This window comes from Curtobacterium sp. TXMA1, from assembly GCF_020162095.1.
GTDB lineage: Bacteria > Actinomycetota > Actinomycetes > Actinomycetales > Microbacteriaceae > Curtobacterium.
Map to the genome: position 1 here is coordinate 1,937,867 of NZ_CP083910.1, position 26,016 is coordinate 1,963,882.

Here is a 26,016-nt window from a genome sequence, read left to right on the forward strand (position 1 = left end):
GGAGCGAGGGATAGATTGCCGCCGTGAGTGAGTACCGGCAGCACCCCAGTCGGACGGCCGAATGGGCGGGATCCTCGCTCGTGCCGACACAATCGGCATCCGACGCAGACACTGAGGTCTGGTTCGCGGTTCCCTCCGACTCCGGTGATGTGCTCTGGGAAGCGTTGCACGCGGAGACGATCGGGCCGGACCTGGTGCAGATCCGTGCAGTACCCGCGTGGGTGTACGGGGTGAACTTCGACGACACAGTGGCCACCGTCAGATCCGCGGAAGGATCGATCGTGGCAACGAACGTCAGTCAGCGCGGCAACCAGGCCACCTTCCGACTCTGGCTCGGCGAAGACCCGGACCTCGCCGCGGCATGGCAGTCGATCGCCGGACGCTACGGGCAGCGCGGCTGCCTCGTCGACGCGATCTCGACGAACCTCATCGCCCTGTCCTGCCCAGTCGAGAACGCACCGCTGATCCGCGACCTGCTCGTCCACGAGGAGCAGACGACAGCGCTGATCTGGGAAGACAGCACCCATACCAACCCCGTCCAATAGCTGATCGGCGAGCGAACAGGTCACTACGGTGAAGACAGGACTGAGCGGTACGGCACCTCTGCCCACACGGCGCGCGTGGATCGAACGCGGGTGCATGCCTGGCTGAGTCAGCAGTCGTACTGGGCGCGGGGACGTTCCCGTGAGACGCAGGACGCCGCCATCGACGGGTCGCGGAACTACGGCGTCTACGACGAGGACACCGGTGTTCGGCTCACTTGTGCCCGCGTGGTGACCGACGGCGTGACCTTCGCGTGGCTCTGTGACGTCTTCGTAGCGCCGGAAGTTCGTGGGCGAGGCTTGGGCAAGATGCTCCTCGCTGCCGTGATCGAGGACCTTGAACCTCTCGACCTGAAGCGCACACTCTTGTCGACAGGGGATGCGCACGGGCTCTACGCGCAGTACGGCTTCGCACCCCTCGCTGATCCGTCCAAGTTGATGATGCGTATCCACTAGTCGATCCCCGACGGGGCGACGCGACCTGTGCGAGTGGCCGCGTTGAGACGGAACGTCATGCCGATGACGGCGCATGGGGAGACGAAGCGGGGCAGCCTCGATCTGGACGGAGTCTCGTGAGCGATGCGCCTCGGCGTTCCACGCAGTAGCCTCACGGCGTGGGAGCGCCGTGGACGCAGCAGTTCGATTTCTACATCGCCGTGGACGACGGCTGGCCCGCATCGGTGGTCGTCGACATGGCGGCGCTCGAGCACGCGCCGGTCGCATCGCACCCCACCGTCATGCTCCTCCACGTACCGATACTTGGGGCGGCAGATCTCCCGCGGCGCGACTGACTTCATCTTCCAACTCGAGGGTGAAGCCGGCCCTGCGCTGTTCGAACAACTGCGGCCGTTCCTGTCCGTACCCGGGTACACCGTCGAACCGAAGTTCCGATCTGACCCGGAGTGGGAGCTCTACAGACAGCACTACCCGAGCGCCTTCCACGAGCACACGATGACCAATCGGGCTCTCCAGGCAGAACTCCGAGGGATGGGTGACCGGTTGAAGAGACGCCGCGTCATCGACCACGTCGCGCTCTTCCGCGCAGCGGTGTCCGCCGAGGAGGCGGCGCGGACACTGCGGCGCCGAGGGTTCAGGATCGACGAACTCGAAGGATCCGACGAGTCTGGCTCCTGGGCGTTGCGCTTCCACCGGAAGGAGCGCTGCGACGGCGGCCGCCCCGACGCTTTCACCGCTGAGATCCTCGAGGCCATCGAGCCGAACGATGGTGTGTACGACGGATGGGGTTGTGCGGTCGGGCGCTGACCAGCGTCGAGATCCGAGCCAGCCCGGATCGCGCGGGTACTCGTCGTCGTTGCGGCTCAACGACAGGGAGTACGGACTTCGGCGGGCGTTTTTCCCCGCCGAACGATCGGCATCCGGCCAGTCCGGCATCGAGACGCAGGTGGCTCGACTCTTCGCCGAGCGGGCCGCCTTGCACCCTTCACCCCTACCCGGCCCGTACATCGGCGGTCTACCTCCTGACCCTCGAACGTCAGCGACAATGCGGTGTGATCTCTGGATTGAACCTTCCCGTCACCATCACCTCCCGTGACGACGAGCTGCTGCTCCGACGGGCCACAGCCGCGGATTTGCATTCGATCGTCCGGCTCCTGTCGGACGACCCGATCAGCGCCGGGCGCGGCGACGTAGCGAGCACTGCGGACGAGGTGGCCTACGCGGAAGCGCTGCAACGCATCATCGACGACCCGAGCAATGATGTACTCGTCGTGGAAGACGATCACACAGCCGTCATCGGCACGCTGCAGCTGACGACCATCCCGGGGATGGCTCGACGAGGCAGTGCCCGACTGCTGGTCGAGGCAGTACGCGTCGCCAGCGCAGAGCGGTCTTCCGGCGTCGGAACGGCCTTGATGCGATGGATTGTCGAGCAGGCCGCGGTCGAACTCAGGACTCCGCTGGTGCAGCTGACTTCTGACGCTGCGCGTACCGACGCGCATCGCTTCTACCGTCGACTCGGCTTCATCGACTCCCACGTCGGGTTCAAGTTCGCCGTCACCTTGCCCGACGCGCTCGCCCGTTAGGCGAACGGCGACCCGACCGCGCTTGGTCGCGCCTGCGATTCTTCAGTCGCTCGGGATGACCGAAGATCGACAAGAGCGTCCAGAGGATGCCGATCATCGCGAGCTCTCCTGCAAGCACATGGACGAACCCCGGGATCATCGCATCTCGTGGCCCGCGGCTGCCCCAGACTCAGCGCTCACCGGGTCTGGCTGAGCAAGTCGCGCCAGGCTGCGTCGAAGTCTGCGGTCCGGTCGAGTCCGCGGGCCTTCGACGAGCGCACCTGGGACACGGTGACGACCGTGCCGTTGGTGTGCTTCTTGAAGGACCCGTGCCCGCGCACTTCATCCGGCGTCCTTTCCCGGGCCGCAACGACTCCCCCAGTCTCGTCATCAACGACGAGGAAGGCGCAAACGTCGAAGTCGAACGATCGGATCGGCGAGAAGACGGCGCCGCTTGCCGCGCCGGGCCGAACCAGTCGCACCTTCACCTGCACCTTGCGCCCATCGGCAGCGGTGAGGTCGTAGGACTTCTCCGAGTTCGGCGCGAGCAGCCCGTCGCAGACGATCGCGGCGCAGTACTCGGCGAGGTCCCCGATGGGTGCGTTGTTCGTTCGAATGAGGTGCCGAGTGCGAAGCTCGGCGAGGACACTCGTGTACGTGCCGAGTAACTCCCCGACGCTCAGGCGGGCGAGCGGCGTCTCTTCCTCGCCGTCCATGCCACCGAGGTCTTCTGTCCCCGCCGACGATGCTGGTTCTCTCTCCGTCCGCAGGATCGGCTCTGTGGTGGATGCGTCAGTGCTCTCCGAGAATCGGGCTGTCAGGATCGCGATCTGCTCGCAAGTGAGGCTCCACGACTGTCCGCTCTGGCTTGGGTGCCGCCAGCCCTGGCGACGCATCCAACCGCGCATCTGCTTCGGGTCAGCACCGATCCGTGCCGCGAGTTCGGGAACCGACAGCTGTTCGCTCACATCCGGACCTGACCACCTGACCAGCCGCATCGCGCTCGCAGGCAATGGAAGATCCCCAAACCTTTGAGTTCTCTTCCCGCGATGATTCTGGGCACCGTCGCGAGCAGGATCACGGCCCGGAGGCCTGCCACAAGGACCACACCGACCGGAGCTGCTCCCACGAGACGCGCCCTTTCCAGAGTCTTCGCGGGGCCGCTGTCGAGCTCCAGCCGTCTTGATAGCCGATGCTCGCCCACTCTCGGGCGTGAGCGTCCGGGTCGACGCGAGTACGGAGCATGAACCGGTCGACGACCGGGTTGTTGCGCAGCGCGACGAGCTGGTCTGCGTCCTCGGGCCGGGGTCGCGGAGGAGGAGGGCCCCGCTCTGAGCGGGCCAAGGAGCGGTGCGCACGCTGTCATCCTCTCAAGCACAAGTCCCGGAGAGCGATCCGCTCTCGGACGCGTTGGCCCGAGAGCGGATCGGCCTGGTCAGCGGTCGGGGTGAGCTTGGCGGCCGATGCATCGGTAGACGGTTGCTCGTCCGATTCCGAACAGTTCGGCGAGCTCGGCGACCGAGTGCGTGCCGGCTTCGTGTACCTCGAGGAGATGTCGTTGCTGAGCGGCGCTGAGCTTGGGCTGTCGGCCGCGGAGGTGCCCCTTGGCCTTGGCGATCTGCATACCCTCGCGCGTTCGGGTTCGAATCAGGTCTGATTCGAACTCAGCCACCATTGCGAGAACGTTGAACAGCAGCCGGCCCACGGGGTCGTTTGGATCGTGAACTGAGCCCCCGATGTTGAGCTTCACGTTCTTCGCGGTGAGTTCGTCGACGATGTCCTTCGCATCGCGGAGGCTCCTGGCCAACCGGTCCAGCTTCGCAATAACCAGCGTGTCTCCATCACGGCAGGAAGCGAGCGCTTCGCGGAGACCGGGTCGTGAACGATTTGTGCCGGTCAAGCCGTGGTCGGTGTGGATGTTGGTCGGAAGAACTCCAAGCCGTTCGAGCGCGACGCGCTGGGCGGTGAGGTCTTGTTCGTAGGTTGAGACGCGGGCGTACCCGATGAGGAGATCATTCATGGCGAGAGGATCGGCTTGCTGCGTCGGGCTTGCGTCGTCTCACTTCCCATTGCTGATCGGGAACAGGCCGATAGGTTCGAGCGGTGACGTCGACAGCAGTGCCAGACTCAAGCGAGCAAGCGCCTTTCAACGAGCTTGCGGTCCTCGCATTCGTTCTGGCCTTCGTCACGGGCATAGTGGGGGTCGTTCTCGGTGCTGTGGCGCTTCACCAGATCACGAAGACGGGTCAGCGCGGTCGAAAGCTCGCGATGGCGGCCATCGTGATCGGAAGCATCCTCGCCATCGCCTTCGTCGGCGTGGCGGTCGCCATCTTCTTCTCGATCATCGATCAGCAGGGTTGCACCTACCCTTGCTGATCCTCGACCCCGCGCGGTCACCTGGGTGTGTGCGGCTGCGCCGCCAGGACCAGTCCGGTAACCGATCGCCTACCGGACTCGATTCGGTCGCGCCTGCGACTCTCCAGTCACTCGGGGTGACCGAAGATGGATAGGAGTACCCAGACGATGCCGATCATCGCCAGCCCTACAGCGAGCACACGGACCAGCCCCGGAGTCATGGCACTCTGCGGACCGCGGCTGCTCCGCTGTGTGTCAACGAAGTACTGCGCGATCGGCGCCGGACGCACGAACGTGGCGACCGCTACCGAAACGATTGCCGGCCCAGCGATGAGTCCGGGGATCCACATGGACTCCACCCAACCAGATCGACTTGATGCGAGTGAGGCGTAGTTGGCCTCACTCCGATGGCCGATCCGCTCTCGGACTCGTGTGTCCGAGAGCGAATCGGCCAGTCAGTGGTCGGGGTGAGCTTGGCGGTCGATGCAGCGGTGAACGGTCGCTCGTCCAACACCGGAAAGCGCCTGCTGCCCAGGCGACGGCAGCGACGGCGGCCAGGAGCACGACGCAGCCGACCAGTACGCCGATGGTGGCGGTGTTCCTGACCCGACCTGTCACACGCTAGCGATTTCGGTGACAGGTCGACTGCCCGACCGTTATCTTGACTGAATCCAGGGGCTGCCGTCTCGCGTGCGGCTGTTCTCCGGGACTGCTGCAGGTTGAGTTGACTCATTCGTCTAGGCCGCGAGTGCGACCCGTGGGTTGATGATCGTCTCGTACTCGATCGGGGTCAACTTCCCGAGACCACGTTGACGGCGTCTCCGGTGGTACGTGCCCTCGATCCAGGTGATGATCGCCAGCCGGAGCTCTTCCCGGGTGGCCCATCGTCGCCGGTTCAGGACGTTCTTCTGGAGGAGTGCGAAGAACGATTCCATCGCCGCGTTGTCCGCGCACGCACCGACGCGGCCCATCGATCCGAGCAGGCCGGCGTCATCGAGCGCCCGGACGAACTTCTTCGACCGGAACTGACTCCCTCGATCCGAGTGCACAACCGTCCCGGCCGGGTTCCGGCGATGCACTGCCATCTGCAAGGCCGCGACCGCAAGTGAGGACCGCATCCGGTCACCGATCGAGTACCCGACGATGCGCCGTGAGCACGCGTCCTTAACCGCGCAGAGGTAGAGCTTGCCCTCACCGATCGGATGCTCCGTGATGTCCGTCAACCACAACCGGTCCAGATCCGGCGCCGTGAACGCCCGTCGGACCCGGTCGTCGTGCACTGGTGGTCCCGCCTTGCGGTGCAGGCCGCGCTTCTTCGCATGCAGCGACCACAGCCGCTGCTGCGAGCACAACCGCCATACCCGCCGCTCGGACGTCGTATGGCCGGCTGCATGAAGGTCGTCGGCGATGAACCGATAGCCGAACGTCGGGTCGTCGCGGTGCGCGTCGACCGCGGCATTGGTCAGATGCGCATCCTCCCAGTCCCGCTGAGAGACCGGGTCGGCGCGCCACCGATAGAACGCCTGCTCCGAGAAACCCAACACCCGGCAGGCCACCCCGACGGGAATCCGGTCTGCGGCGAGTTCGAGGACCAGCGGGTAGATCATTTCGGGAGATGCGACCGGGCGAAGTACGCGGCCGCCCGACGGAGGATCTCGTTCTCCTGCTCAAGCAGACGAATCCGTTTCTGCGCCTCCCGCAGCTCGGCTTGCTCAACGGCTTTCGCCGACGGCGACGCTGCGACATTGATGCCGTCGTCACGGTCCGCGAGGCGCAGCCAGCGGGCCAGACAAGACTCTGACACCCCGAAGTCCTTCGCGACCTGCCGCACCGAAGCCTCGCCCTTCCGGGCGACCGCGATCACGTCACGGCGGAACTCTTCCGGATACGCCTTCACCACGGCGCACATCCTTCCAGCAGGAGCCAACGGCCCTCCCTGTCAGGAGTCAACCGAACCTGCAGCAGTCCCGTCTGCTTGGGACGGATGATGATGGGGCGTACGCGCAAACAATGCGTTTGACGTTTTTAGTGCGAGGGTGTGCACGACCGAGGAGCATCGTCGAACTCTCAATTGGTGCGCGGAGCGGTGTTCGGGCCAGCCCATCGCTTCGGCCGGACCCTGACTCAATGAACACTTCCGGAGCGTAGACGACATCGTCGCCGGTGATGTGAACCGCAGCAACGTCGACGTTACTGGCTGTGCCAGCCACTGTTGCTCGATCGCATTCGACGTCACGGGTATCGACGGTTGAATGCTGCCGCAAAAGCGTCGGCTATGCCGTTGAGCACTGAACGCGAGCTGTCTACATGCCCAGTGAACGACAGGAAAGCGTGCGGAACCCCGGCAACAATGACGTGGTCGACGTCGACTGCGGCAGCGCGAAGCGCTTCAACATAGCGGCTCCCTTGGCCGAGCAGCGGGTCCACCGCTGCTGAGACCACCAGTGCCGGCGCGACGCCGCGTACGTCGGGTGCCCGCAATGGGGAGGCCCTCGGGTCGGACCCGTCGCCATCGGCACCGAGGTAGGTGTCCCAGAACCATTCCATCTGCGCCGCGGTTAGGACCGGACCGTCGGCAAACTCGGCCATCGATGGACTGTCGTCGGCATGATCGGTCACCGGATGCACGAGGACCTGGAGCACGGGCTGCGGCCCTCCGCGATCTCGGATGGTCTGCGCGACGACCGCGGCGAGGTTTCCTCCCGCGCTCTCCCCGAACAGCGCCACCCGGTCAGGGTCTCCACCGAGCTCCCCAGCGTGGTCGAGGACCCAGGCGGTCACGGCCTCCGCATCGTCGACCGCTGCGGGGAAGGGATGCTCGGGTGCGAGACGGTAGTCGACGGACACCACCAAGCAGCGCGCCCGTGCGCACACGACGCGGGCGAGGTGGTCCTGGCTATCGAGGTCGCCGAGCACCCACCCGCCACCGTGCAGGAACACGGTGACGGGCAGTGCGCGGTCCTGGTCCCTGTTCGGGTCGGGGACCTGGTCCGGCTCCGGCGGGGTGTATACCCGGACCGGCTGCGGGCCCTGTGCGGTCGGTAGGGTCCGGTCATCGATCCGGCCGACCTGGACCGTCGGCCCTGCGAGGGCCGCGAACCGGGCGGCCTGCGCCCGCTGGCCGGCGACGGTGGCGGGGCCACCGGCACCGTCAGCTCCGCCCTCGTCCGCCAGGCGCGCGAGGAGTTCGCGGACCTGCGGGTCGAGCGTCATCCCTTGACGGCCGATCCCGCGACGCTCTGGATGAAGTACCGCTGGAACGCGAGGAAGACGATCAGAACGGGCAACACGAGCAGGGTCCCGAACGCGAACGTCTGTCCCCAGTCGACCGGCTCTTGCCCGGAGAACACACTGATCTCCAGTGGCAGTGGGCGAGCGGTCGGGTCCGATGTCACGATCGATGGCCAGAGGTACGACCCCCAGGAGCTCAGGAACGTCAGGATCGCGACGGTCGCGAACACCGGACGGGCGTTGGGGACGACCACCCGCACGAACGTGCCGAAGGCGCCGAGGCCATCAAGCCGTGCGGCCTCCTCGACGCTCTTCGGCAGGTTGAGGAAGAACGTGTAGAACAGGAAAATTGAGAAGGCGTTCGCGATGAACGGGATCATCTGCACCACCAGGGTGTCCCGCTGCCCGTTGAGCAGGTACAGCAGCGGGACCGCGACGGACTCGAACGGCACGATGACGAGCAGCACGACGAGCAGGAACACCAGGTTCTTGCCCTTCCACTGCAGCCGCGCGAACGAGTAGCCGGCCATGGCGTTGACGACGAGTCCGCCGACGACGACCACGAGCGAGATGAGTACCGAATTCGTCATGAACTGCCAGAAGTACCCCGTGGCGTCCGAGTCGAGTGCCTGGAAGACCCCGCGGTAGTTGTCGAGCGACAGGTGGATCGGCAGGAAGCCGGTGAAGCCGTCGAGCACCTCGCCGCTCGGCTTGAAGCTACCGAGCAGCAGGTAGTAGACGGGCGCGAACATGAGCGCCGACAGCACAATGAGGATCGCGTACGACCCGGCCTTGGACGCCACACGGCGGGGGCGGATGGTGGTCAACTCTCACTCCTCTGACGGAGCACCGCGCGCTGCACCAGCGCGACGACGACGATGATCACGAAGAGCACGACGGAGATCGCGGTGGCGCGGCCGACGCTGTTCTCGGTGATGATCGCGTTCGTGGCCTGGTACAGGACGGTGCGGAGGGCGTTCTCGTTGCCCCCGGCGGTGGTGATCAGGATGTACACCTGGTCGTAGACGCGGAAGGCGAAGATGGTGGTGAGCAGCACCACGAAGATCAGGGTGTTGCGGACGCCCGGCACGGTGATGTGCACGAACTGCTGGAACCGGTTCGCCCGGTCCAGCCGCGCCGCCTCGTAGCGCTCCTCGGGGATCTCCTGCAGCGCGGCCAGGATGATGACCATCTGGAACCCGACGCCCTGCCAGATCGACAGCGCGATGACGGACAGCATCGCGGTGGCGCCGGAGCCGAGCCAGTCGTGCGGGCCGACCGCTCCCCCGGTGACGGTCTCGACCGCGCTGTTGAGCAGACCGCTGCCGCTCCGGTCGAGGATCACGCGCCAGATCACGGCGACGAGGGCCATCGGGAAGACGACCGGCATGAAGAAGAACGTGCGGAAGAACCGGATGCCCTTGAGCTGCTGGTTGAGCAGGACCGCGAAGACGAGCGCCAGGCCGGTCTGCAGCGGGATGACGACCACCGCGAAGAACAGGTTGTTCCCGAGCGCGCGGAGGAACTGCGGCGCCTCGACCGGGTCTGTGAACAGCCGGACGTACTGGCTGAAGCCTACGAAGGTCGGCGGGCGCGGCGAGCCGAGCTGCACGTTGAAGAACGACAGCCCGATGGCCGCGACGAACGGGACGGCGATGAAGAGGACGATGCCGGCCATCGCGGGCAGGGCCATGAGCGGCCCCGCGACGAGGTCGCTGCGCTGCCGACGGAGCTGCCGGGGCGCCCGGCGACGCCGTTCGGCGATCGGTGCGGCCGGCGCGGCCGGCGGCGGGGTGGTCGTGCTGGTCACGAGGACTCCTGGTTCTGCGGGGTGACCGGGGGTGGGGGCGTCGAACTCCGACGCCCCCACGGCCGATCACTTGTAGTCGTTGTTGTCCGAGTAGGCCTGGTCGATCGACTTCGCAGCCGCGGTCAGCTGCTCCTTCGCGTCGGCGCCGCCCCAGACCGCGGACAGCGCGCTGGCGAACTTCGACGTGATCACCGGGTACCCCGGGGTCACCGGGCGGTAGACGGCGATGCAGCTCTTCGTGATCGCGGTCGCCGGGCACGACTGCTCCAGCTGCTGGCCCCAGAGGGCGAGACCGCCGCCGGACTGGTAGACGCTCTGCGCGGAGAACGCCGACTTGGTCGCCGCCGGGGCGCCGTTCGCCTCGGTGATGGCCTTCACGTTGGCGTCGTTGAGCAGGTAGTCGAGGAACGCGCCGGCAGCCTTGCCGTGCTTGGTCGACGAGCCGATGCCCCACGTCCACGAGCCGGCGCCGACCTTCTCGCCGTCGCCGAAGTTCGGCAGCGGCAGGGCGACCAGGTCGCTCCCGATCGCCTTGGAGTAGGTCGGGTAGTTCCAGTGGCCGCTGAGGCTCAGCGCGACGCGGCCGTTCGGGAACGCGTTGCCGTCGGTGTTCGAGTCGACGTAGGGCTTCCAGGACGCGATGTCCTCGAGGGCCTTCACCGAGTCGGACGAGTCGAGCACGCCGGACGCCTTGTCACCCTTGATCAGGTTGCCGCCGGCGGACTGCAGCATCGGCGAGAAACCGTAGGTGCCCCACTCGCCGTTGAGCGCCGACTCGGACAGGTCGAGCGACTTGCCCGACGAGTTCGCGGCGGCGAGCTTCTTGAGCGCGTCGGAGAACTGCTCCGGCGTCCAGGCCTCGGACGGGGACGACGGGATCGACACCCCGGCGGCCTCGAGCAGCTTCTTGTTGCCGTACAACCCCATCGCCGAGCTGTACTGGGCGAGGCCGTAGAGCTTGCCGTCGTACGTGCCCTCGGCGATCGAACCGTCGGTGGCGTTCGACACGGTCGACTTCGACACGGAGTCGGTCAGCGGAGCGAGCTTGCCGTTGTAGGCGTAGCTCGCGAGCGTCGGGCCGTCCATCTCGAGCACGTCGGGGAGCTTGTTCGTCGGGGTGTTCGTGACGGTGCTCGTGTACGTATCGCCCGAGATCAGCTTGAGCGTGACGTGCACCTTCTTCTGCGACGCGTTGAAGGACTTCACGGTGTCCTGGATCGCGGTGACCTCGCTCGTCTGGCCCTGGTGGCCCCAGACGGTGATGTCGCCGGTGCCGTCGCCGGCAGCGCTGCCGGATCCGGAACCGGCCGAGCAACCGGTGAGTGCGGCGGCGGCGACCGCGAGCACCGCGATGGCCACCCCCGATCGACGGGCGATGTGCTTGGTGTTCATGGTTCTCCTCTGGAGGGGTTCTTCGGTCGGGACCTCCGGGTCGCTAGCGCTGCGCTGTGGAGCCGGAGGGGTGTGGAGGGGAAGGAAGGGGTCGGGGTCAGCGCGCGACCGCGCCCGCGGACGTGGTCGCACGCAGGACGAGCTGTCCGTCCACAACGTCGACGTCGACCGGGTCGGTGAGTACGCCGGGTAGCGGTTCGCCCGGGGCGCCGTTCTTGAAGGTCATCAGGGCCCACGAGCCGTCGCGGCGCTGCACGAGTCGGCCCGAGTACCGGGTGGCGTCGGTGAGCGGGAGCGCGCGGGTGACGTCGAAGGGGCCGGTCGGGTCGTCGATCGGCATCACCCACGTCCCGGGGGTGGTGTCCGCGGCGGGGTGCGCGGGGCTCAGCGCCTCGGCCGGGCACGAGAAGAGCAGGAACCAGCAGCCCTGCACCTGGACGACCTGCGGGACTTCGAGGTGGACGAAGCCGGAGCCCGGGCTGCTGAGCGGCGGTCGGACCTCCCAGTGCTCGAGATCCGTGGACACCGCGTGGCCGATCACCCCGCGCTCGTCAAGTGTGCCCGAGTTCGTGCGCGCGGTGACGAGCATGTGCCAGCCGTCCCCCGCCGGGTCCCGGAACACCCAGGGGTCGCGCCACGCTTCTTCGCGGAAGACCGCGCCGTCGGCGTCCGGTGCGGCGCCGAGCGTCTCGTACCAGCGGGCGTCGGCCCGGGTCACCGGGCCCGGGCGCTTGACCCAGGTGCGGAGGTCCTCGGACACGGCAACACCGACGGTCTCGACGTTCGTGTGGTCGGGCTCGTCAGCGACGAACCGGGTGCCCGTGTAAAACATCCGCCACAGGCCGTCGTCGCCGCGGACGACACTGCCGGTCCACGTCGTCGTCGCATCGTAGTCGTCGCCGGAACCGGGTCCGAACGGCTGCTCCGCCGGCTCCCAGTGGACAAGGTCGTCACTCACCGCGTGGCCGATGCGGGCGGCGCGGTGGCGTCGGCCCTCGTCGCCGAGGGCGGTCGGCGCCTGCAAGAAAAACACGTGGTGGCGCGCACCGTCGTCGGCGAACCAGAAGTCCCACACCCAGTGATCGGGCACTCTCAGCACGGTGCACCGCACAGACGGTCAGGGTCGGTCAGGAGGAGGTCACGCACTGCTCGGCACCACTCTTCATCGAGGTCGTCTTCGGTCGCACCCGCATTGGTGCACCGGTTAATCACGAATGGTGTACCGGTTCATCACCTCCTGTCAAGCCCGTATGATGAGCAGATGCGCAAACAGTCCGCGGAGTTGCCGTGAGCGCGCGGCGCGTCACGCTCTCCGACGTGGCGCAGCAGGTCGGCCTGTCGAAGGCGGCCGTCTCGCAGGTGCTCAACGACCACCCCGCCTCCCGGGTGTCGGCGGACGCCGCCGCGCGCATCCGTGCCGCGGCGGGCGAGCTCGGATACCGCCCGAACCTGACCGCACGGTCGCTGACGACCCGTCGCTCCGGAGTCATCGGGCTGGTGTCCGAGGCGATCACCACCGACCGGTTCGGCAGCGGGATGATCCGCGGCGCCCTAGCCGAGGCGAAGCGACAGGGCCACGTGCTGTTCATCACCGAGACCGAGGACCAGCAGGACGCGATGGCCGCGGCGTTCGGCGTCCTCATCGACCACCAAGTCGACGGCCTGGTCTACGCGTCGATCCGCCCGCACCCCGTCGACCTGCCCGACGTCGGCGGGGGCATCCCGACGGTGATGCTCAACGCCGTGGCGACCCGGCCGACGGCGACCGTGCTCGCCGACGAGCGCGCCGGCGGCGAGGAGATCGTGCGACTACTGCTCGACGCCGGGCACACCGACGACGTCGTCGTGATCGGCCGCGACCGTGCGAGCACCGTCGAGTGGAGCACCGCCGCGATCGAACGACGTCTCGACGGCATCACGACCGCACTCGAGGCGCACGGGGTCGTCCCGCTTGCCGAGGTCGACTGCCATCCCTGGGATCCTGACCACGGATACGCCGCGATGCGAGAGCTGCTCGCCGCCGGTCGACGCCCCGCGGCTGTGATCGCACTAAACGACCGGCTCGCGTTCGGCGTGTACCGCGCACTGGCCGAGGTGGGCCTGTCGGTACCGGACCAAGTCTCGATCGTGTCATTCGACGACGACGACATCGCGCTCTACTTGGAGCCGACCCTGACGACGGCCGCACTCCCCTACGAGGCGATGGGCGCAATGGCAGTCCGTCTACTACTGCAGCCCAACTTGGTGCCTGCCGAGCACCTCGTCCCGATGCCGGTGCGAGTGCGCGGATCGGTAGCGGCTGTGCCCCAAGCGATTCGAACCTTCGACCGACCCCGTTGAACAGGCCGATATCTGGCTCTTATGTCAGTTCTCCCGAGTTCTCTGCGGACAGCTTTCTCGCGACCTCGTTCAACGTCCTATCGGCCCCCACGCTGAAGCGGCAATCCAGGCCAGTTCACGCTTGACCTCAGGGTCAGGGTCCCCCTTGTAACCCAGGTCATGCTGCGGCTCAGCCCATGCATGCATGAACAAGGTCCGAATCTGCGATTCAAACGTCTCTGGCATGTCCGCAATTTCTTGCCACTCGTCACTTTTCATGTGATCGGGAATGACGAACACAAGGTGCTCAGACTCATTTCCAAACTCTTGCGCCATAGCGGAAGCTTTGATTTCAGGCTCGACATCACCAAACCAAGTCACCCCGCTGAGGACGAGGACCGCGAATCCGACGGCGGACGCCACGACCCCCGCGCCGAACGGGGCGAGCGCTCCGGGACGCAGATCGTCACCCGCCATCGCCTGCGCCCGCCCACTCAGTAGCACCGAACAGATACGGAAAAACTGAATTGTTGCGATGTAGCCGAGGCGCAAGGAATCCGGTGCTTCTCAAAGGCACAACGTCTCATACGTTCCAGGCAGACCCGATAGTCACTCACAGAGGCATTGCGCATCCACCGACCTGGTGAGCACCGAGAGTGCTCCCGGAGTTGCACGCCGGTCGCGGAACCTCCGCGCCGGGACCCGGACCACCGGTACCGCTGAGGGCGATGGGCCGAGAGCAGGTGGAGGACTTCCCGTGACCCGCCGAGCGTCAGCGGTTCCGGGTGGACGGTCTCGATCAGCGTCGACACGGCTCGATCCAGCCGGCAGCGGGTGCACGGACACCGCGACCGAGGGCCGGAGGGGAGGCACGGGACGGCCCGGCACCGTGCCTCCCGTCCGGCGGGTGGTGACGACGTCAGTCGTCGTAGCGGTAGAAACCGCGTCCGGTCTTCACGCCGAGGTGGCCGGCGTCCACGTACCCGCGCAGCAGCCGACGTGGCCCCTCGGGCAGGTGCGGGTCCTCGGCCGCGTAGTGCTCCTCGATGTCGAGGACGACGTCGAGGCCGACCTGGTCCATCATCCGGAAGGGCCCTGCCGGTGCGCCGCTGTTCACCTGCCACATGGCGTCGACGTCCTCGGGGGTCGAGACGCCGTCGGCGACGACCGCGAGGGCCTCGCGCTTGATGGCGGCCCAGATGCGGTTGAAGATGAACCCGGTCGACTCGCGGCGGGCGAGGAACGGGTGCACGCCGTAGCGGGGTAGGACATCGAGCAGCAGGTCGATGACGGCGGGATCGGTCTGGCCATCGCTCATCAGGTCGACGGCGTTCTGCTGCGGCGGCATGTAGAAGTGCACGTTGAGGACGCGCTCGGGGTGCTCGACCTCGTCGATGACCAGGCGGCTGGCGTACGAGGACGAGTTCGACGCGAGGATCGTGTCCGCCGCGACGATGGCGTCGAGCCGTCCGAACAGCGGCGTCTTCAAGTCGAGCCGCTCGGGGATCGCCTCGACGACGAGCCACGCGCCAGCCACGGCGGCCTCGAGGTCGGTCTCGCCGCGGACCGTGCCAGCGCTGGCACCGTCCCGCGCGGCCACGACCCCGGGCAGGGTCTCCTCGACGTACGCGACCGCGGCGGCCCGGACCTCGTCGGACAGGTCGTGGATCCGGACCTCGGCCCCGCCGCTGGCGAACATCAGGGCGATCCGTCGGCCGAGGGTCCCACCGCCGATCACGGTCACGGGGCGGTCGGCGGTGTCGCGGGGCGGCTGGTAGGGCACGGGGTTCCTGCTCTCGGTCGAGTTCGGTACAGTTCGTATTCGATACAGATCGTATCCGAGTTGAGAAGGAGATGCGCATGCGCGCCGACGACGTCCTCCAGCACCTGACCACCCCACTCGCCGCGCCGGTGTACCCGCTCCGGCCGACCCGCTTCACGGACCGCGAGTACTTCAACATCGTGTACCGCACCGACCCCGACGCGCTGCGCGCCGTGGTCCCGGAGCCGCTCGAGGTGACCGAGCCGCTCGTCCGGTTCGAGGTCATGAAGATGGGCGAGGTCGACGGGTACGGCCCCTACGTCGAGTCGGGGCAGGCGATCCAGGTCGAGCACGAGGGCGAGCGCGGCGAGTACCTGCACGCCATGTACCTCGACAACTCGGCCGCGACGCTCGCCGGCCGCGAGCTCAGCGCCTACCCGAAGGTGCTCGGCACCCCGGCGCTCCGGGTCGACCAGGGCGCACTCGTGGGCACGCTCGACCGCGGGACCGAGCGCGTGGCCACCGCGACCATGGCGTACGAGTGGGAGCCGCTCGACCACGACGCCGCCCTGGCGGAGATCACCGTGCCGACCTTCATGGTGAAGCTCGTCCCGGACCTGCGCACCCAGCGCCACCTGGTGGCCGACCTCGTGCGCACCGAGATCACCGACGTGACCGTGAAGTCGGCGTGGACCGGCCCCGCCCGGCTCCAGCTGTTCGCGCACGCGCTCGCGCCGATGGCGGACCTGCCGGTGCTCGAGGTCGTCCGGGCGTCACACATCGTGACGGACCTGACGCTCGCCCCCGTCCGAACCGTGCACGACTACCTGGCCGACCGACCCTCGGCCTAGCCTGGTGCCGTGACCGAACCAGCCGCACCGCGCACCGTCCGACGGCGGAGCAGCACCCGGGCGACGCTCATCGCGGCCGCCGACGCGATCTTCCGGGAGACCGGGTCGACCTCGGTGAGCGTCGAGGCCGTCGTCGCCCGCGCCGGCTACACGCGCGGGGCGTTCTACTCGAACTTCCGCACGGTCGACGAGCTGTTCTTCGCGGTCTACGAGCAGCAGGCCGAGGCCGTCTTCGCCGTGCTCGAACACGAGCTCGGGGCGGCGCTCGACGGGCACCCGACGGTCGACGGGGTCGTGCAGGGCGTCGTGCACGGCCTGCCCCCCGAGGACCGCTGGTACGCGATCCGATCGGTGCTCACCACGCGGGCGCGACACGACCCCGAGGTGAACGCCCTGCTCCGTGCACACACCGACCGGTTCCACGCGACGCTCCAGCCGCTGCTCGTCGCCGCGCTCGAACGGGCCGGTCGGGTCCCCACCGTCGACCCGGCGCTCTACACGCGGGCGGTGGTCGCGGCGCACGTCGGCGCGGTCAGCCAGAGCGTGCTGTTCGACGGGACGGACGAGGTACGGGTCGCGGCGGTCGAGGGGTGCATCCTCGGACTCACGCGGCGGACGGACGACGTGGTCGGTGAGGTCGACGAGGCCGACCGCCCGGCCTGAGCCGCCGACTGCCCGGCCCGAGCGCCGTCCCGACCGGCCCGACCCTGGTCCCGCCCGTGGGACGATTGCCGGATGACCGCCACGCTCGTCGCAAAGGACCTCGCCGGCGGCTACGCCGCCCGCACGCTCTTCGAGGGCCTCGACCTCACCGTCGCCCCGGGCGACGTCATCGGCCTGGTCGGCGTGAACGGTGCGGGCAAGTCCACGCTCCTCCGCCTGCTCGCCGGCGTCGACGAACCCCTCGCCGGGACGGTGTCGACGAACCCGCCGGACGCCTTCGTCGGATGGCTCCCCCAGGAGCACGAGCGGATCGCCGGCGAGACCGTCGCGGCGTACGTCGCCCGCCGCACGGGGTGCGCCGACGCCACCGCCGACATGGACCGCGCCGCGGAGGCCCTCGGCGATCCGGACGCCGGTGACGCCGCGGCCGACCGCTACTCGGCCGCGCTCGAGCGCTGGCTGGCGTCCGGTGCCGCCGACCTCGACGAGCGCCTGCCGGTCGTGCTCGCCGAGCTCGGGCTCGAGGCGACCCCGGACGGCGCCGGCGTCGGTCCGGATTCGCACATGACCGCACTGTCCGGCGGGCAGGCGGCCCGGGTTGGCCTGGCCGCACTGCTGCTCTCACGGTTCGACGTCGTCCTGCTCGACGAGCCGACGAACGACCTCGACCTGGACGGGCTCGACCGGCTCGAGCAGTTCGTCACGGGGCTGCGCGGCGGCGCCGTCCTGGTCAGCCACGACCGCGAGTTCCTCGCCCGCTCGGTGACGGCCGTCCTCGAGCTCGACCTGGCGCAGTCGTCGCACCGGCTGTTCGGCGGCGGGTACGAGTCGTACCTCGAGGAACGCGAGATCGCCCGGCAGCACAAGCGCGACGCCTACGACGAGTACGCCGCGACGAAGGCCGACCTCGTCTCCCGTGCACGGACGCAGCGCGAGTGGTCGAGCCAGGGCGTGCGGAACGCGATGAAGAAGAACCCGGACAACGACAAGATCCGTCGGCGGGCAGCCAGCGAGTCGAGCGAGAAGCAGGCGCAGAAGGTCCGGCAGATGGAGTCGCGCATCGCCCGGCTCGACGAGGTCGAGGAGCCCCGCAAGGAGTGGCAGCTCGCCTTCACCATCGGCAGCGCCCCACGCTCGTCGGCGGTCGTCGCGACCCTGTCCGACGCCGTCTACGAGCAGGGCGACTTCACGCTCGGCCCGGTCTCCCTGCAGGTCTCCGGCGGTGACCGCATCGGCATCACCGGCCCGAACGGTGCCGGCAAGTCGACCCTGCTCCGTGCCCTGCTCGGCCGCACCGAGCCGACCAGCGGATCCGCATCGCTGGGGTCCAGCGTCGCCATCGGCGAGGTGGACCAGGCGCGCGCGGCGTTCACCGGTGAGCAACCCCTGGCCGCGGCCTTCGAGGAGCTCGTCCCCGAGATGACCACTGCGGACGTCCGCACCCTGCTCGCGAAGTTCGGGTTGAAGGCGGACCACGTCGGCCGGCCCTCCTCGGCGCTCTCGCCCGGTGAGCGCACCCGTGCCGGCCTCGCGCTGCTGCAGGCCCGAGGGGTGAACGTGCTCGTCCTCGACGAACCGACGAACCACCTGGACCTGCCCGCGATCGAGCAGCTCGAGCAGGCCCTGGAGTCCTACGACGGCACCCTGCTGCTCGTCACGCACGACCGACGGATGCTCGACACCGTCCGGCTGCACCGCCGCTGGCGGGTCGAGGCGGGTCGCGTCACGGAGGTGTGACCGGACGGGAGGCCCGTGGCGGGCGCGCCACGGGCCTCCCGTCCGTCCCCGGACCGGTCAGTGCTCCCAGGCGAAACGGATCACGCCGTCGTGCTCGGAGGCGAGCGTGAGGAGGCGGAGCACGCCGACGAACAGCGCGAGACACGCGGCACCCCAGGCGACCGCGACCCACGGTCGACCTGCGGAGCCCCGCCGGAAGGCCATCAGGCCGCTGAAGAGCCCGCAGAACGTCAGCGACAGCACGGCCGCCCACCGTGCGAAGCCGGTCATCTGCGCGCCGAGGATGCTGCCGCCCCAGACGATCGCCAGCGTCACGAGCCACGAGCACAGGGCGACGATGAGCGCGCCCTCGATCACGTTGCCGAGACGGTCCGCGGACAGATCCACACCGCGCCACCGCGCGTACGCCTTCTGCTGGAAGACCTCCCGGTAGCGGTCGATCTCCGGCAGCAGCGCAGCAGCCTCAGCCGGCAGGGCCGTTCCCTCGGGCAGCACCAGAAACATCGCCAGTTCCGAGGCGTCGACACCGGAGGCCGCAAAGAGCCGGGCGGCCCGGTCCTGCTCCTCGGGCGTCGTGAGTCCGGGGACCGCGAGACCCCAGCGACCGGCCTGGTCGGGTGCGCCGAGCTCGCGGTACCGCTCGACCAGCGCGAGCCGCACGTCGAGCGCTGCCGGCGCTGCCCGGACGCGGGTGCGCAACGACGCGAGCGCTTCAGCGCGTTCGCCACTCGCCCACCGTTCAGCGGCGCGGTCGATGACTTCGTGATCCTGCACCCGCTCATCCTGGAGCATGAGCGCGCTCGATGTCGTCCACGTCGCCCGCCCCTCATCATCTCCGGTCACCGCTCTGCAAAGATGACGCAATGCGATCGATCGGCCATGACGGGAGGGTGGTCCTGCAACGGCCCGAGGACTACGACGACGATCTCGCCGTCTCGGTGCAGGCCACGCAGCTCGACGTTCCGCGATCGATGGCCACGCGGATCGTCGCAGAGTGGTGCGACTTCTTCGGCGCCGGTCCGAGCCAGATCCGCGAGTTGGAGTTCACGAGCAGGACCCCCAAACGGCTCTTCGCGTCACTCGAGGGGCAGACACAACTCGAGACCCTCATCACCAAGTGGGGTGACTACGACGACCTCCGCCCGTTGATCGGCATGCGATCGCTCGAGACGCTGGAGCTCCACGACGCACCAGCTCTGATCGACTTGGCTCCCCTTGCCGACGTGCCCTCGCTCCGGAGGCTCGTGCTGACCGGCACCTTCCGCGCGCGGGACTACAGCGCCATCGGCGCCTGCAAACGCCTTGAGTACCTCGCCGTCTTCCCGGGTACCGAGCGTGGACGGTCGACCACCCCGAGCCTGGACTTCCTCGCGGAACTTCCGCTGCTGCGCGAAGTCCACTTCGGTGTCGAACCCGTCAACCGCGACTGGTCACCGATCCTCCGCCTGCAGCACGTCGATCGCATCAGCATCGCGACTGCCTCGGACATGCGCCCGACGTTGCTGGATCTCGAATGGGCGGTCCCTGGTGTTGCCATGGTGATCACCGAGCAACACGACTGGGACGAAAGCCACCACTGGGTCGAGGGCGGTCCCGACGACTGAGCGCTGAACGTAGAGCTGGGCGCCGAAGCCGTGCTCCCACGCGGAACGGATCGCGCCGTCGTGCTCGGTCGTGAGCGCGAGGAGGCGGAGCACGCCGACGAAGAGCGCGAGACACGCCGCGCCCCAGCCGACGGCAGCCCACGGTCGGCGCGCCGAGGACGGCGCCACCCCAGTCACCGCGTCATGCGTAGTGGAAGGTGTGCGCCGCCTCCTCGGAGATCTGCGCGAGGCCGAGCAGCTCGTGCCCCTGGGGCGAACGCATGAAGGGAACGGTCAACGTCCGGACGAACGGGATGATCACGTCTTCCGTCAGTGCAGCGAGTTGCCGCTCGAGTTCCGGGTTCTCGTCCAGCAGCATGTCCTCCATGTCGTCACGGTCCACCCAGACGTCGAGACGGGTGTAGACGTCTCGTCTGCCACTCCCGTCGGGGTCGTCGAGGTGGAGCCCGATGTTGATGAAGCTCCGTCCGCCGTACCGGGACCGTTGGAGCTCGAGCTCCACCCAGAGCCCTTGCTGGTCGATGAACCACCGCCGGTTCCTCGCCTTCCGGAACCCCGCCGCTCGCAGGCGATCCCGCAGCACCACCTCAGCTGTGATCATCTCGTCATCTCCGCAGCCCTCAGTACGCGAGCGCCGGCCACGTGGACAGGCGCGAGAAGCGAGGGCGTGACGGCTCGGGCTCATCATCCGCCATCACTCGGACCTCCGTGAGCACCACGACCTCGCTCGTGCCGTACCAGCGGCGGACGACACCGTCCCGCTCGTCGATGACCGCCGTCATCCGGTCCGCGGGGTCGTGCTCGTGCTCGCACGTCACGAGCAGCCAGTGGCCGCGGAGCCGCTGCACCAGGACCGGAGCGAAGCTCGCGGGCGAGCCCCACATCGGCAGGAGCTCCGGGGTGAGCATCCGGACCGCCGGAGCAACCGTGCCGCTGCGGGCGAAGCTGACCTCCACCGGTCCGTCGACCGAGTGGAGGACGCCGTCCGCGTACCGGTCTCGGTGACGGTCGCCCTGCCGATCGAACGTCCAGCTCTCGTCGCTCTCGTCCACGACGAGCTGGAACTGCCGCGGCTGCGACGAGCCGCTCCGGGCCGCGGTCACCCCGCGAGCGAATCGTCGAGCAGGTCGCCGCAGCGCTGCGACTTCTCCCCGGAGGATCGGGACGTCGGTCGCGGCCAGGACGGTGTCGAAACGCACGTCCTCATGGTGCACGAACGGGCACCGTCTCCGCGCTGACCGGGCCTCGGCGAGTCGGTCAGTGCGCCGCCCGGTGGAAGGGGCAGCCGCCGGCCCGTGCGGTGCCCGCGTCGCGGCGCGTCACCCGACCACTCGAGGCGGGCTTCGTCGGCATCCGGCGTCGGTCGACGCCGAGCCCCTCGTCATGCACCTCGATCCGCGGGTCGCTCAGCACGGCGACGGCGGTGGCGAGGGCCGCGACCGCGACCTTCTCCCCCGGGCACCGGTGCCCGGTGGCGACGTCCGCTCCACCGTGCGGCACGAAGGTCGCCACGGCCTCGACGTCGTCCCAGCTCGTGACGTCGAGCCACCTTGCTGGGTCGAACCGGTCGGCGTCGGGCCAGGAGCGCTCGTCGGTGTCCGTGCCGAGGATGTCGAGCACCACCCGGCCGCCCTTGCGGAGGTGCTCGCCGTCGAGCTCGACGTCCTCGGTCGCCCATGCCGGGAGCACGGGGACGAAGGGGGCGGTGCGGCGGATCTCCTGCGCGAACGCGACAGCGACGGGCCCGTCGACGAGCGAGCCGCGGGACCGGGTCTCCTCGGCGATCCGGACGCGCCACTCGGGCCGGTCGTGGAGCTCCTTCGCCGCGAAGGCCACGAACCGGGCGACGGCGATCGCGGGACGGATCGAGTTCTGCAGTTCGATGCCCGCGGTCCGCGGTGGGAGCAGGGCGCCCTCCTGGTCACGGTGCCAAGCCCACTCGTGCAGTGCCGTGCCCTCGGCGGGGTGCAGCCGTCCGCCGCGGACCGCCTCGACGAGCCGGGCGGCGTGTCGGTCCGACCAGTACCGGTTCAGCACGGCGAGGAGGTACTCCGGCGAGTACGGCACGCCGAACCCGTCGACGACCTGCGCGAGCTTCGCAGCCCACCGGGTCTTCGCAGCCGGGGTGCCAGGGAGTCCGGCCCAGCGCATGACCGCCCGCCCGATCGCGCCGACCGCGGCGTCGTACGCCGACAGCCGTCCACCGGCGAGCCAGGCGTCGAGCTCGCGTGCCCATTCCTCGGCGAGGAACGGTGCGAGGCGACGGACCTGCTCGTCCTCGTACGCGACGTCGACGAAGGTCGCCTTGCGGTGCCGGTGTTCCGCGCCGTCGAGCGAGTGCACCGACCCGACGCCGAACAGGGTCCGCTGCACCAGGGCGGGCATCGCACCGTGCCGCCGGGTGCGGGAGCGATCGTAGAAGAGATCGACACCCTCCCTGCCCCGCACGAGCAGCGCAGGTCGGCCGAGCAGCCGGAACGGCACCGCGCGGGCGCCGGGGGTGGTGCGCCGCCACAGGTGGGCACCGAAGCCGTAGCCGCGGGTGAGGAGTCCGAGGGAGTCGTCGATCGCCATGTCGCCATGCTGCCAGCGCATCCCGAGGTGCCCTCACGGCCGGGATCTGGTGGACTGTGCGCAGGAGGGGACATGCGACGCAGGACCTGGGGCATCACGATCGGTGCGGTGGCGGCAGCGACGCTCGCCGCGGTGGGGATCGGCGCGGCCGTGCAGCAGTCGGAGCCCGTGGCCACGACCGTCGCGCAAGCCCCGGCGCCGACGCGGACGACCACGCCGACGCCGACGCCGACACTGCCGGCGATCCCGGCAGCGGCGTCCGAGGCCGAGCTGGCCGCACTCCCCCTGGCCTACCACGACGCCGTCGTCCCGGAGCTGCTCGACGGCAGCCGGGTGCGCCCGGACAACCGGTGGGAGATCGCCACGCCGAAGCAGCGCCTCGTCGCGCTCTACGCCGACCCCTCGCCGAATGCCCGACCGGTCGCCACCCTCGCCTCGACGGTGTCCACGATCGAGACGCCCGCCGCGACCGCAGTGTGGGGCCGCTCGGACGGGGAGGACGGCGGGATGGTGCTCGTCTCGACCCCCGCCCGCAACCGCACGCCCGGTGACGGCGGCGACCCGACCGCCCCGAGCGCCACCTTCGCCTGGGCGCGTGCCGCCGACTTCACGATCGCGGCGACCGACCGGATGATCCAGGTCGACGTGGCCGCGTCGACGGTGTCCGTGGTGCACCGGGACGGTTCCGTGGCGGCGTCCGAACCCGCACGGCTCGGCACCCCGGACGACCCGACGCCGACCAGCACCGCCACGTACGTCGAGGCCGCCTACGTCGACACCCGGGTGACGTACACGCAGGGCAACCCGATCATCCTGACCGGCGCCCACTCGTCCCGGATCCCGCAGTACGGCGGCAACGCGGCGCTCACCGCGCTGCACTACTACCCGGACCGCAACGGCAGCTCGCACGGGTGCGTCCGGATCTCCGCCGCGATGACGAAGACCCTGTCCGAGCTACCGGTCGGCACCGCGATCTGGTTCAGCTGACGGCCTTCAGCGGACGGCTCCGAGCCCCAGCCGGGCCACGACGTCCGCGCTCTCCTCGTCCGGCGAGCGCTCGGACGAGACCGTCAGGTGCGCCTCGTCCGGCTGGGGCGGCTCGAGCGTCGCCAGCTGCGAGGCGAGCAGCGACGTCGGCATGAAGTGTCCCGCCCGGGCGGCCATCCGCTGCTCGACGAGCGCGGGATCGCCGGCGACGTGCACGAACACCACCCCGGGAGCCCGCAGGACGTCGCGGTAGGAGCGCTTCAGCGCGGAGCACGTCACGACGCCCGGGACCCCGTCGGCCAGGTGCGACCGGATCCACTCCGCGATCGTCCCGAGCCACGGCCAGCGGTCCTCGTCGGTGAGCGGGGTGCCGGCCTCCATCTTCGCGACGTTGGCGGCCGGGTGCATGTCGTCGCCCTCGGCGAACTCCCACCCGAGGCGGTCGGCCACGGTCGCCGCGAGCGTCGACTTGCCGGAACCCGAGACGCCCATGACGACGAGGACGCTCGGAGCGGTGCCCGCCATCAGAAGAACACCCCCGCGATGAGGACGCCGACGAGACCGATCACCGAGATGAGGCACTCGAGCACCGTCCACGTCTTGAACGTCTGTCCGACCGTGGTGCCGAGGTACCCCTTCACGAGCCAGAAGCCGGCGTCGTTGACGTGCGACAGGAACACCGAGCCGGCACCGATCGCGAGCACCAGCAGCGACGTCTCGGGCGTGGACAGGTCGGCCGCGATCGGGGCCATGATGCCCGCGGCCGTGACCGTCGCGACCGTCGCCGACCCCGTGGCGACGCGCACCAGGGCGGACACCACCCAGGCGACGAGCAGCACCGAGATGCCGGACTCCTGCACCGCGTCGGCGATCACGCCGCCGATGCCGGTGTCGATGAGCACCTGCTTGAACCCGCCACCGGCGCCCACGATGAGCAGCACGCCGGCGACCGGGGGCAGCGCGTCCTCGAGGGACTTCGCGACGGCGCTGCGGTCCATCCCGCCGCCGATGGCGAAGAAGACCATCGCGAAGACGGTCGCGATGCCGATCGCGATCATCGGGGTGCCGAGGAAGTCGAGCAGCGACACCCAGCCGCCGGCGGCGTCGGGTGCGACCGCTTCGCGGACGGCCTGGGCGAGCATGAGCACGACCGGCAGCAGGATGCCGACGAGCGCAACGGTGAACGACGGGCTGCGCGGTTCGCTGATCACGCGGGTGAAGTCGCTCTTGCCGTTCGGCAGGGACGCGGTGTCCTGCGTGGCGGGGCCGCGGCGTGCCTCCCGGCCGGCGTGCGCGGGGTCCGACGGGCCGGATCCGCCGGACGGAACGGAGCCGCGCGAGCCGAACATGTCGGGCGCCGGGATGTCGACCCAGCGAGCGGCGAAGCGCGCGAAGACGGGACCGGCGAGGATGATCACCGGGATCGCCAGCACGATGCCGAACGCGAGCGTCGTGCCGAGGTTCGCGCCGACCGTGGAGACCGCGACGAGCGGGCCGGGGTGCGGCGGGACGAACGCGTGCATCGTGGAGAGACCGACCAGCGCGGGGACCGCGATCTTCATGATCGGGACACCGCTGCGCTTCGCGACGAGCACGATGATCGGGATGAGGAGCACCAGGCCGACCTCGAAGAACATCGGCAGGCCGATCAGTGCGCCGATGAGCGCCATCGTCCACGGCAGCGCGGCCTTCGACGATCGACGGACCAGGGTGTCGACCACGCGGTCCGCGGCGCCGGAGTCGACGAGCATCCGCCCGAACATCGAGCCGAGGCCGACCAGGATGCCGACGCTCGTCATCGTCGCACCGAAGCCGTTGCCGAAGCTCGTCACCGTCTTGTCCGGGGCGAGCCCGGCGCCGATGCCGACGCCGAGCGCGCCGATCGTCAGCGCGACGAACGGGTGCACCTTGAGCCACGTGATGAGCACGATGATGACCACGATGCCGAGCAGGGCGGCGACGATCAGCTGCCCGATCGGGCCGGACGGATCGACCGTCTGCGTCCCGCCACCCTCGGCGGCCAGGACCGTGAGCCCGTGCAACGCGTCGGCCGGCGCCGTTCCTCCGGTGGGTGCGTGAGGCATCTGTGCCCCTTCCTGGAGCCGCTGCCTCGCGGCTCCGTCGCCTTCGTGTGCGTCTGCTGGTGGTGACGCGCGGGTGGCCGTTCG

At 69.0% G+C, this 26,016-nt stretch carries 28 protein-coding genes; 12 read left to right on the plus strand and 16 right to left on the minus strand.

Going from position 1 to position 26,016, the window contains the following annotated elements; translation table 11 throughout:
- The first annotated feature begins 23 nt into the window (after nucleotides 1-23).
- From LCG91_RS09160 to LCG91_RS09180, 5 genes are all read left to right on the plus strand, one after another.
- Nucleotides 24-545: a DUF4265 domain-containing protein gene (locus LCG91_RS09160; RefSeq protein WP_224441182.1), complete on the plus strand. Its 522-nt coding sequence runs from the start codon at nucleotides 24-26 to the stop codon at nucleotides 543-545.
- A gap of 90 nt (nucleotides 546-635) precedes the next feature.
- Nucleotides 636-998: a GNAT family N-acetyltransferase gene (locus tag LCG91_RS09165; RefSeq protein WP_224441183.1), complete on the plus strand. Its 363-nt coding sequence runs from the start codon at nucleotides 636-638 to the stop codon at nucleotides 996-998.
- A gap of 158 nt (nucleotides 999-1,156) precedes the next feature.
- Complete coding sequence (locus LCG91_RS09170; RefSeq protein WP_224441184.1) at nucleotides 1,157-1,333, plus strand: DUF695 domain-containing protein; 177 nt, start codon at nucleotides 1,157-1,159, stop codon at nucleotides 1,331-1,333.
- Nucleotides 1,302-1,805 carry a ribonuclease E inhibitor RraB gene (locus tag LCG91_RS09175; RefSeq protein WP_224441185.1) on the plus strand — a complete coding sequence of 168 codons (504 nt, stop codon included), beginning with the start codon at nucleotides 1,302-1,304 and terminating at the stop codon, nucleotides 1,803-1,805. The genes LCG91_RS09170 and LCG91_RS09175 overlap by 32 nt, the downstream gene beginning before the upstream one ends.
- Nucleotides 1,806-2,050: 245 nt before the next feature.
- Nucleotides 2,051-2,584, plus strand: coding sequence for a GNAT family N-acetyltransferase (locus LCG91_RS09180; RefSeq protein WP_224441186.1), 534 nt, complete (start codon nucleotides 2,051-2,053; stop codon nucleotides 2,582-2,584).
- 176 nt (nucleotides 2,585-2,760) lie between these two features.
- Here LCG91_RS09180 and LCG91_RS09185 read toward each other — a convergent pair whose 3' ends face one another.
- Together LCG91_RS09185 and LCG91_RS09190 are read right to left on the minus strand one after the other, a co-directional pair.
- Nucleotides 2,761-3,531, minus strand: coding sequence for a hypothetical protein (locus tag LCG91_RS09185; RefSeq protein ID WP_224441187.1), 771 nt, complete (start codon nucleotides 3,529-3,531; stop codon nucleotides 2,761-2,763).
- Nucleotides 3,532-3,998: 467 nt separating this feature from the next.
- Entirely contained in the window at nucleotides 3,999-4,583 is a 585-nt protein-coding gene (locus LCG91_RS09190) for a recombinase family protein (protein WP_224441188.1), read from the minus strand.
- 83 nt (nucleotides 4,584-4,666) lie between these two features.
- Here LCG91_RS09190 and LCG91_RS09195 point away from each other — a divergent pair, with 83 nt between their 5' ends.
- Entirely contained in the window at nucleotides 4,667-4,939 is a 273-nt protein-coding gene (locus LCG91_RS09195; protein WP_224441189.1) for a DUF4190 domain-containing protein, read from the plus strand.
- A gap of 716 nt (nucleotides 4,940-5,655) precedes the next feature.
- Here the strand turns inward: LCG91_RS09195 and LCG91_RS09200 are convergent.
- The 6 genes from LCG91_RS09200 to LCG91_RS09225 form a co-directional block, all read right to left on the minus strand.
- A protein-coding gene (locus LCG91_RS09200; protein WP_411955802.1) for an IS3 family transposase occupies nucleotides 5,656-6,827 on the minus strand; the annotation gives its coding sequence in 2 pieces (ribosomal slippage) (nucleotides 5,656-6,536 and nucleotides 6,536-6,827; 1,173 coding nt in all).
- A 323-nt stretch (nucleotides 6,828-7,150) separates the two neighbouring features.
- Nucleotides 7,151-8,131, minus strand: a complete 981-nt coding sequence (locus LCG91_RS09205; protein ID WP_224441191.1) for an alpha/beta hydrolase — start codon at nucleotides 8,129-8,131, stop codon at nucleotides 7,151-7,153.
- A complete protein-coding gene (locus LCG91_RS09210) occupies nucleotides 8,128-8,976 on the minus strand; it encodes a carbohydrate ABC transporter permease (protein WP_224441192.1) in 849 nt (282 codons plus the stop codon). The genes LCG91_RS09205 and LCG91_RS09210 overlap by 4 nt, the downstream gene beginning before the upstream one ends.
- Nucleotides 8,973-9,959, minus strand: a complete 987-nt coding sequence (locus LCG91_RS09215) for a carbohydrate ABC transporter permease (RefSeq protein WP_224441193.1) — start codon at nucleotides 9,957-9,959, stop codon at nucleotides 8,973-8,975. The genes LCG91_RS09210 and LCG91_RS09215 overlap by 4 nt, the downstream gene beginning before the upstream one ends.
- Nucleotides 9,960-10,025: 66 nt before the next feature.
- Complete coding sequence (locus LCG91_RS09220) at nucleotides 10,026-11,351, minus strand: ABC transporter substrate-binding protein (RefSeq protein ID WP_224441194.1); 1,326 nt, start codon at nucleotides 11,349-11,351, stop codon at nucleotides 10,026-10,028.
- A 97-nt stretch (nucleotides 11,352-11,448) separates the two neighbouring features.
- Entirely contained in the window at nucleotides 11,449-12,441 is a 993-nt protein-coding gene (locus tag LCG91_RS09225; protein WP_224441195.1) for a glycosyl hydrolase family 32, read from the minus strand.
- A gap of 227 nt (nucleotides 12,442-12,668) precedes the next feature.
- On the opposite strand from LCG91_RS09225, the gene LCG91_RS09230 reads away from it, so the two are divergent.
- Nucleotides 12,669-13,691: a LacI family DNA-binding transcriptional regulator gene (locus LCG91_RS09230; protein WP_224441196.1), complete on the plus strand. Its 1,023-nt coding sequence runs from the start codon at nucleotides 12,669-12,671 to the stop codon at nucleotides 13,689-13,691.
- A gap of 69 nt (nucleotides 13,692-13,760) precedes the next feature.
- On the opposite strand, the gene LCG91_RS09235 is transcribed toward LCG91_RS09230, so the two are convergent.
- Together LCG91_RS09235 and LCG91_RS09240 are read right to left on the minus strand one after the other, a co-directional pair.
- Nucleotides 13,761-14,222 (minus strand): hypothetical protein, encoded by a 462-nt coding sequence (locus LCG91_RS09235; protein ID WP_224441197.1) that lies wholly within the window; start codon nucleotides 14,220-14,222, stop codon nucleotides 13,761-13,763.
- Nucleotides 14,223-14,589: 367 nt separating this feature from the next.
- Nucleotides 14,590-15,453: a 3-hydroxyacyl-CoA dehydrogenase family protein gene (locus LCG91_RS09240; protein WP_224441198.1), complete on the minus strand. Its 864-nt coding sequence runs from the start codon at nucleotides 15,451-15,453 to the stop codon at nucleotides 14,590-14,592.
- Nucleotides 15,454-15,530: 77 nt separating this feature from the next.
- Here LCG91_RS09240 and LCG91_RS09245 point away from each other — a divergent pair, with 77 nt between their 5' ends.
- The 3 genes from LCG91_RS09245 (at nucleotide 15,531) to LCG91_RS09255 (ending at nucleotide 18,683) form a co-directional block, all read left to right on the plus strand.
- A complete protein-coding gene (locus LCG91_RS09245) occupies nucleotides 15,531-16,283 on the plus strand; it encodes an acetoacetate decarboxylase (RefSeq protein ID WP_224441199.1) in 753 nt (250 codons plus the stop codon).
- A 9-nt stretch (nucleotides 16,284-16,292) separates the two neighbouring features.
- Nucleotides 16,293-16,946, plus strand: a complete 654-nt coding sequence (locus LCG91_RS09250; RefSeq protein ID WP_224441200.1) for a TetR/AcrR family transcriptional regulator — start codon at nucleotides 16,293-16,295, stop codon at nucleotides 16,944-16,946.
- A gap of 72 nt (nucleotides 16,947-17,018) precedes the next feature.
- Entirely contained in the window at nucleotides 17,019-18,683 is a 1,665-nt protein-coding gene (locus tag LCG91_RS09255; RefSeq protein ID WP_224441201.1) for an ABC-F family ATP-binding cassette domain-containing protein, read from the plus strand.
- A 57-nt stretch (nucleotides 18,684-18,740) separates the two neighbouring features.
- Here the strand turns inward: LCG91_RS09255 and LCG91_RS09260 are convergent, their stop codons facing one another.
- Complete coding sequence (locus tag LCG91_RS09260; protein ID WP_224441202.1) at nucleotides 18,741-19,457, minus strand: DUF6584 family protein; 717 nt, start codon at nucleotides 19,455-19,457, stop codon at nucleotides 18,741-18,743.
- An 89-nt stretch (nucleotides 19,458-19,546) separates the two neighbouring features.
- On the opposite strand from LCG91_RS09260, the gene LCG91_RS09265 reads away from it, so the two are divergent.
- Complete coding sequence (locus LCG91_RS09265; protein ID WP_224441203.1) at nucleotides 19,547-20,287, plus strand: hypothetical protein; 741 nt, start codon at nucleotides 19,547-19,549, stop codon at nucleotides 20,285-20,287.
- A 181-nt stretch (nucleotides 20,288-20,468) separates the two neighbouring features.
- On the opposite strand, the gene LCG91_RS09270 is transcribed toward LCG91_RS09265, so the two are convergent.
- From LCG91_RS09270 to LCG91_RS09280, 3 genes are read right to left on the minus strand one after another with little or no spacing between them, the layout of a single operon-like run.
- On the minus strand, nucleotides 20,469-20,888 hold the full coding sequence (locus tag LCG91_RS09270; protein ID WP_224441204.1) for a DUF4304 domain-containing protein: 420 nt from the start codon (nucleotides 20,886-20,888) through the stop codon (nucleotides 20,469-20,471).
- Nucleotides 20,889-20,907: 19 nt separating this feature from the next.
- Nucleotides 20,908-21,486 (minus strand): hypothetical protein, encoded by a 579-nt coding sequence (locus LCG91_RS09275; protein ID WP_224441205.1) that lies wholly within the window; start codon nucleotides 21,484-21,486, stop codon nucleotides 20,908-20,910.
- 58 nt (nucleotides 21,487-21,544) lie between these two features.
- Nucleotides 21,545-22,861, minus strand: a complete 1,317-nt coding sequence (locus LCG91_RS09280; RefSeq protein ID WP_224441206.1) for a cytochrome P450 — start codon at nucleotides 22,859-22,861, stop codon at nucleotides 21,545-21,547.
- 72 nt (nucleotides 22,862-22,933) lie between these two features.
- On the opposite strand from LCG91_RS09280, the gene LCG91_RS09285 reads away from it, so the two are divergent.
- Nucleotides 22,934-23,848: a L,D-transpeptidase gene (locus tag LCG91_RS09285; protein WP_224441207.1), complete on the plus strand. Its 915-nt coding sequence runs from the start codon at nucleotides 22,934-22,936 to the stop codon at nucleotides 23,846-23,848.
- A 6-nt stretch (nucleotides 23,849-23,854) separates the two neighbouring features.
- On the opposite strand, the gene LCG91_RS09290 is transcribed toward LCG91_RS09285, so the two are convergent.
- Nucleotides 23,855-24,373, minus strand: coding sequence for a gluconokinase (locus LCG91_RS09290; RefSeq protein WP_224441208.1), 519 nt, complete (start codon nucleotides 24,371-24,373; stop codon nucleotides 23,855-23,857).
- On the minus strand, nucleotides 24,373-25,932 hold the full coding sequence (locus LCG91_RS09295; protein ID WP_224441209.1) for a GntP family permease: 1,560 nt from the start codon (nucleotides 25,930-25,932) through the stop codon (nucleotides 24,373-24,375). The genes LCG91_RS09290 and LCG91_RS09295 overlap by 1 nt, the downstream gene beginning before the upstream one ends.
- Between the last annotated feature and the right edge of the window lie 84 nt (nucleotides 25,933-26,016).